The sequence below is a fragment of the Kocuria sp. WN036 genome, assembly GCF_002287015.1.
GTDB lineage: Bacteria > Actinomycetota > Actinomycetes > Actinomycetales > Micrococcaceae > Kocuria > Kocuria rosea.
In genome coordinates, this window is sequence record NZ_NSKF01000054.1 from 1 (window position 1) to 7,126 (window position 7,126).

The window sequence follows — 7,126 nt, forward strand, 5'->3', positions numbered from 1 at the left end:
GCCGATTCCTGGGTGCTGCGCCCGGGCCGGCGGCCCTGATCGATGTCGTCCTGGCGCAACCAGGAATGGAGCGTGACAGGGTGGATACCAAGATCAGCCGCGGTCTGCTTGACCTGGCGGCCCTCACGCACGAGAGCGATCGCTCGTGCACGGAACTCAGGAGGGTAGGGGCGGGGCATAGCGGTGAGCCTTCCATGAAGGCCTTCGACTAGCGACCGCCACTGGAAACCAAACCGTAGGTCAGGTCAATATGACACCTATCCGTGCGGCAGTTCCCACGGGGCTGATGCAAGATCGAGTGTCAACCACGGTCCTTCAAATGTCTCGCAATCACTCCGTCTCATAACCCATGGCTTGCGGGACATCGACCATGACAGCGAATGGTTTTATCTCGTTCCCACGTGCAATGGAAGCGGTGGATTCGATCGGGTCCCTCACTACGCTGCAAACCATTCAGCGATTGCTTGACGAAGCATCGATGAGCTATCTGAACTAGACCCACAGTCGACGTTGGGGAGCACGGGTTCAAGTGAAGTGGCGCGCCACCCAGCGCCTCCTAATTGCGACCGAGGCTTTAATCTCCGCCATCTACATCGACCTCATTCACCATACGCACCTTCAACTCCAGTGCTCGAGCGACTTCATCTAAGAAGCGAGTGCTCGTCACAAACCACTCCCGACCAGCAGTTCTCGCGACACTCCTGTGATGGTCTGCAGCCTCCAGCAGCCGATGGAAGGTGGACTCCATGGACGCAGCATCTCCGCTATCAGTCCCATAGATGCGCAACAAGATCGGTTCCTCGGGCAACGCCGTGGTGCGCGTCTGGTTTCGGAAACGGATGATAACGTCACTGTCACTCCGCCCCACTTTCATGAGCGTTCTGCCGCTCTTGTCATCGAAGGGGTAGCGCAGGTAGTGCGGTAAGGCGTAAACGTAAACGCCGATTTCATTCTGAGATTCTGCTTCCTCAGTCTGCTCCTGCGCTTTCTTATCTTCGACAACTCGCGCAGTCTCATCACTAGCTCGACGCTCCAACTCCGCCAGATTGACTTCCAGTACGCGCTTGGCCTCCTCGGATAGCTGAACGCTTTTCAGAATTGTCCTGAATTTCCTGGCAGCCGCCAAAGCAATTGTGGGCGCAGAAGGAAGCTCGCCATTAACCAAGGCTTGCGCATAGCGTGTCTGATTCCAGACAAAGTTCGACGTATCCACCCCCAACTCTGCCGCAATCTGCTCGGCCGTCAGGCCTCGACTCTGACCTCTAAATACTGCACCAAGCCTGCTTTCGTCTGCCTCGAGCAGTCTCTGCAGTTCTTCTCGAACAGTTTCGTTCGGGCGTATCGGCCCTGCTAATTGCGTTTCGGGTTCCTCACCGGAAACCTCCTGTGAGGTTATACCCGGAATGCGAAATCCAAAATCATTCGCGCTTCTTCTCGGCTGCCCATCAGTCATCATTGCATCATACAGATAATCGCTTAAGAGTGCGTAAGCTTGGCCAGCCAGGTCTTCACTTGCGCGCGCCCCGCGAAACTGACTTGGTCAGCTGGCCTCGAAATGCGCAGGCCCGCAGTTCGAAACCGGACACTGTCATATGCACGACATGCGGCAGGCCCAGGCGTTGTCGGTCATCCCGCGTTCGATTCGGGGGATCCCGTGGCCGGCTATGTAGGCTGCGGCCCAAATCAGTAACCCCGCGCCGGTGGTGCCTTACGTCTGGCAGGACCTCCGAGTACGCCAGTCTCGAGTGGCGATCGACCAGTAAATGCACGTAGTCGAACCCGACCGGGGTGCTGCGGTCGCGGGGGATGCTGACAGCCCCGCGACCATGAGCCCTCCAGCCACCCCATCGGAGATACGGCCGAATTTTTCACGTCCATGTGCACCAGCTCGCCCGGGCCGTCCCGCTCGTAGCGCACCGCGGTGGTCTTCGAAGCCCGGATCAGTGCCCCAGTGAGTCGGTTCAGCTCCCGCTGATAGGGCAGCTGGTGGTGGCACAGTCCCCAGGATCCGCCCCACCGTCCTGGGAGCCAATCCGAGTTCTGACCCGAGCCAGTCTTGACCCCGCCCCTGAGCACGATGTAGCTCGAGCACCTGCTGCTCAAGCTCAAAACTGGTACGGGTTGGAGTGGTGCGTGGGCGACAGGAGCGGTCATGCAGGCCGGCTTCGCCCTCATTCACGTAGCGGGCGATCCAGTGGGACACGCACTTGCGGGAGATGCCCATGGCCGCGGCGATGTGGGCCTTGGACGTCGCAGCTTGATGTCGACTCCCAAACAGGAGGCTGCCGTGAACGGTGGTGCGGGCATTACCGTGGGACAGGAGTGCCTCCGTGGTGAATGTGGGCCTTAGACAAGGCCACACCCCACCCGGAGGCTCTCCTCACGTCAACATCCCGCTACCAATCTCCTGCCCGGCTACATTTTCTAGCCGGTAAACAAGTCCTGCCCGACGGCACGGTTGATACACCTTTTCAAAAGGGGGCTCGGCTCTCCTGAACTTCGGTGGGTCGCAACCCTGTACGCGTTCTGGTTCTTCTTGAGATTGATTTCCGATTCTCTCTCAAGCGCATCACAGGCCGCAGCCCACTCGGGCCACGCATCAGTTAAATGAGCCTCTAGGTGATCTTCGAGGACTGTTACAGATTCGTGCTCAAGAGTACTCGGGAAATCTTCCTGTGGCAGTCCGAAGTAGGAAAGAGTGTTCCTATTTGCGGAAATATGACCTTTACGTTCCTCTTCGATTTTTTCTGCGTCTTTGCCCTTACTGACAGCACGTTCTTCAAAACCTCCATCACCATCAAACATGGCGTAGGTAGGAATTGACAGTTCAGAAAGAATTGCATGTGTGAGGGGAATGCTACTCTTTCCGCCCGCCTCAATAATAGAAACCCCTAAGCTTTCAAGTATGCCTGGTTGAATGCGATCCGCTATGCCATGTAGTACAGCAACCTCCGTTGAGCCTTCGGTGACGAAGGCCCTATTGGCGAAAATTGCCACGGGAAGTCTCGCAGATACAGTTCCATCCAACTGACTGTCTACCGTGGATGGCTTTACCGTACCCCGAAGTCGAGCCTTAATTTTATCGACAGACGTTGAGCTAACTCGCACTCTTGCTTCTGTGTCGCTAGCCAGAGATAATCGTCGAATTTGGTGAAATTGTCGTGGCTCGACGAAGTATGGGCTATGAGTCGCGTAGGCAACTTGAACGTTGCTTGTTTCGTCCTCTGCCAAGGTTCTAAGCACCTTGGCAAAAGCCTGCGCCTGAATTGGATGCTGGAATAGCTCCGGCTCTTCAATCGCTAAACAGATCGTGCCATTTTTGCCGGCGGTACCCTCCTGCGCAAGCAGCTGTAGAGAAGAAATCAACATCGTACGCTGAAATCCGTGACCTTGCCGATCAATCGGTGTCACATTCTCTCCGTCAAGAACGGACACCACAAAGCTCGTCTTTTGCTCCTTGAATTCTAAAGGAGACGTCGTTACACCAATAGTTCGTCCTGGCGAGTATGCAGACACCACATCGTTTAAGCCGGTTGTGACTTGCTTAAGCTGATCGGTGAATTTTTCCGCATAAATTTTGTTCTGTTTGGCAATGCTTTCTTCAACGATTTCTCGTATGGCCTCATCGGCCACGGTCCGATCTATGGTGCGTTCAATAATGCGACCAATAATGCTGCTCTTTAGATCCTGTGCTTCCTCGCTGGCGCGGAGGTCGGCCGTGATGAGGACATAGTCAAAAATGCCGCTCATAACTCCTTCGCTGTTAAATCCGAAGAACGTAGTGCCGATGTCTTCTTCAACATTATCAAGTTTGTCCGGATTCTCGGATTCCCAGGCTAACAGTGCTGTGTCGACCGCATCTTGAGACGTCGCGCTTGGGAGGTCGAAGGTTGGGTTTGACGTTCTGAAAGCATTATACAAGCTTTTCTTCATGCTAGCTGAAGGCGCTTTTTTTATGTCAGTGAACCCTGGGAAGCCCTTAGCGTTAGCAGACATGCGTTCGGTGCCATCGCAGTCTCGAGTTTTCCAAGCGGTAAAGGTCGCAACTGTCGCCGGTGCGTACTTACCAAGGCTGACTCGATCGTCCTCTGTTAGTTGGTCGAACGTGACAGATACCTCGATAGGGCAGTCAGTATTTCCATCCGAACAGTCCGCGTCCGTCAGGGAGGGCTTTTTTCCGCCATTGAAGAACCAATCTAGGGCTCGAAGTACAGTGGATTTGCCCACCCCATTGGGGCCGACGAAAGTAGTCACCTGATCGAACTGGATCGTGACATTACGCAACGCTCGAAAGTTATGTATGGTGACGGTTCTAATTTTCATACTTCGTCGCTACTCCTCTGTGATTGCGTATTAGATTTGCCGCTGCTGGCGTCGTCGACGCGGAGGCCACTGCGAGCATCGGTATGTGCGTACTCGACCAGTCCATTCGGCGCCCCTGCAAAGTGGTTGCCAGCAAAGCGGATACGCATTTGCTCGCTCCAGTCCAAGTCCTCCAGGTGTGTGGTGTCCTTAGTTTCACGTACTAGGTAGAGGCGGTGAGTGCCGTCATCGTCGTAGACGATTGCCCAGTCGGGTGAATACTCGCCTACAGGCGTTCCGACCTTGAAGCGGCGGGGAAGCTTAGTGAACAAGACAACGCGGTCGTCGTTCTCTAACTGCTCGGCGAAGGATCGCTCAACGTGACTGTCATAGATGGTCGCGTCGTACAGGTTGCTTCCGCCGTCTCGCGCTGCAGCAACTCCATAGCTGGGATCGACTCCGGGGCTTAGAGGGGGAGGTGTGATGGACTCCGCCTCTACGAAAACCACCTCGGCATCCCAGCTTTTCTCGTCCGGAAGCGCTTCATAGGTGATGTGCTCAACCATCTGTTCGATCGTCGTCTGTCGAATGGCCTTCGCCACAATCCTCGACCAGCGTTCAGGATCGTGAATGGCTTTACGCTTCTTCTGAAGCGGTAGGGCTGCCAGAATCGTCATGATTGTGGGCCTAGTAAGCTGTAGAGGAAACTTGGTGGTTAGAAGCTGATCCTCTACGAGGCGGACAGGATCGGGCAGTCGCTGACCTGTGATGCTGAGTGATGTACCCCTATCCTCATTGACATCAGCGTTCGCTGTGACAACAAACCCTTCGTCGTCATATCGAAGCTCAGCTGTCTGCAGGACGTTACCGCGCTGAGTTAGGTATTCAATTTCGTCCAGCGACTCTGATTGCGCGATTGACAATGGAAGAATGCTTGGGTCCAAAGTTACTCGGTATCGCGCCTTATAGGAGATGCGTTTCCATAGTTCTTTAAACTCTTCACTCGCGAAGAGATCGTTGCGTCGGGTCACTACGACTTCATGGTCCGCATTTTCGATATCAACCTGGGTAGCAGAGGAACCCCCAGAGGCGATGTACTCTCGATTGAGCCCGTCCCGGAAGTCGCTAAAGGCTTCGTCTACAATCAAAGTCAGCTTGTTCTGGACGTTGTCTCGGACGCGGCGCCCGACAGTGTCTACGGGCAGTCTCAGACCGCGACCAATCTGCTGGCGCCGCTCCAGCTCAGATCGAGTGTGCCGCAGGAAACCTACTTGGAAAACGTTCGGATTATCCCAGCCCTCCTTAAGTGCCGAATGGGAGAAGATGAACGCGCGTGGGTTCTCGCGCGTCAGTAGTAGTTCCTTGTTGGCGATAATTTCTTGGTAGGCACGTTCCTCGAATTCCGAGTCACTGGCGTTCCCCTTGGTGTCCTTGTAGATGCCTGTTTTGGTCGAGGGGAAGTAGTGAACGCGCACACTTGATGGGTCAGGGCAGCTATCTCGGTTGTTGCCTGCGCGCTCCCACTCTTCACGAAAAAGTGCGTCAAACATCTGAGGGAGTGGGGCTTCCGCGCCGACATAATCCGACACGTGCTCGACAAAGAACAAGGACAGAACTTTGACGTCTCGGTCGGTGCCGTCAAGAGCTTGCTGTTTTTTCAGATGTTGTCGGATGGTATGGCGAATTTGATCTTTCCATACCGACTCACGGTCGACGCCTATTTCCTTGCCCTTGTGGACTACTAGGCCATTCTCAAAGACGATGCGGTCTGGCTTCCGCTCGAATCGGTCGACCACCATTCCGCGGTACTGGCCCAGACCCTCAGACTCTTCGTAGAGGTCCATCCCATTTTGTAAGACGACGTTCTGACGCTTAGGTCCCCCCGCTGTATCGCAGTCCATGACCACTTCGGCCATGAGTCGCTTGTTTTTGCTGCGTAGCTTATTGAAGAGAAGGTATGGACGACCCGCGCTGCCTGCGACGATGCCCTTGACCGACACGCGCTTGACGAGGCCGGCGTCGGCGGCCGCCTTTGGCCCGAGTTGGTGAACAAGGTTAAAGGTTTCCTTGTGGGTCGCACTGTAGCGGAGCGCCACCATTGGATTGAGTGTTGCGATGGCTTGACGGCGGAGGTCCGTGGCCATGTTTTGGGGCTCGTCAATCAGTACGACAGGGCGCATTTTCGCAACGCTAGCGATTCCATTCATCGCCTCACCCCAAAGCTGGGGTTGCTCAGCTTCCTGATATATGGCGTTTGATTCCGGCTTGTCGATCGCTTGGACGCTGACCACCATGAATTGAACCGTGCTAGAAGGTTCCGTGAAGTCATCGAGTGCAGGCCCTTCTCCAAGAACTCCCCAGTGGTACTTGACGTCCGGGTACTTACTGGCGAAATGTTGTTGTGTCTGCTCGAACGTTTTCACTACGCCGGCGCGGATAGCAATCGAGTGCACGAGAATGACGAATTTGCGGACGCCATAGTCGCGCGCCATTTGCAGTGCCGTCGAAATGTAAACGTACGTTTTGCCGGTCCCTGTCTCCATTTCAACTGTAAAGTTTGGGAATTCCCGGTTTGCTGGCCCTTCACAGATGAGCATGGGTAGCCGGGGGCGCGCGGGCTTCTCGAGGGGTGTGTTGTGAGGGCTGGGTAGAGGTCGAGGCCTCCAGGATGGGTAGCGACCAAGCAACCTGATCCATGAAGGCCTCGACGTGTCTCATGCTATCTGCGCGCCCGCGTGCGCGCTCTTCGACCTGTCCGATGTCCACGTGCTCGCCGTCGAGCGTGGTCCGCGCTCGTTCACCCTGGCCGTGGAGACAGTGCCGG

General features: G+C 55.4%; 5 protein-coding genes. All 5 read right to left on the reverse strand.

Annotated features, from left to right (window positions below):
* On the reverse strand, positions 1-179 hold a 179-nt coding region (locus tag CK505_RS17845), incomplete at its 3' end, for a transposase (protein ID WP_141246850.1).
* A gap of 395 nt (positions 180-574) precedes the next feature.
* Positions 575-1,453, reverse strand: a complete 879-nt coding sequence (locus tag CK505_RS17850; RefSeq protein ID WP_176475404.1) for a GIY-YIG nuclease family protein — start codon at positions 1,451-1,453, stop codon at positions 575-577.
* Positions 1,454-1,708: 255 nt separating this feature from the next.
* Positions 1,709-2,362 (reverse strand): leucine zipper domain-containing protein, encoded by a 654-nt coding sequence (locus CK505_RS19125; RefSeq protein ID WP_095651898.1) that lies wholly within the window; start codon positions 2,360-2,362, stop codon positions 1,709-1,711.
* 62 nt (positions 2,363-2,424) lie between these two features.
* Positions 2,425-4,323: an ATP-dependent endonuclease gene (locus CK505_RS17860; protein WP_095651900.1), complete on the reverse strand. Its 1,899-nt coding sequence runs from the start codon at positions 4,321-4,323 to the stop codon at positions 2,425-2,427.
* A complete protein-coding gene (locus CK505_RS17865) occupies positions 4,320-6,899 on the reverse strand; it encodes a DEAD/DEAH box helicase family protein (protein ID WP_095651899.1) in 2,580 nt (859 codons plus the stop codon). Before CK505_RS17865 ends, CK505_RS17860 begins: the two co-directional genes overlap by 4 nt.
* Positions 6,900-7,126: the final 227 nt, after the last annotated feature.

Bases quoted from the DNA above. Each gene is read 5' to 3' on its own strand.
- CK505_RS17850 (WP_176475404.1), bottom strand. From the start codon at position 1,453: ATGACTGATGGGCAGCCGAGAAGAAGCGCGAATGATTTTGGATTTCGC.
- CK505_RS17860 (WP_095651900.1), bottom strand. From the start codon at position 4,323: ATGAAAATTAGAACCGTCACCATACATAACTTTCGAGCGTTGCGTAAT.
- CK505_RS17865 (WP_095651899.1), bottom strand. From the start codon at position 6,899: ATGCTCATCTGTGAAGGGCCAGCAAACCGGGAATTCCCAAACTTTACA.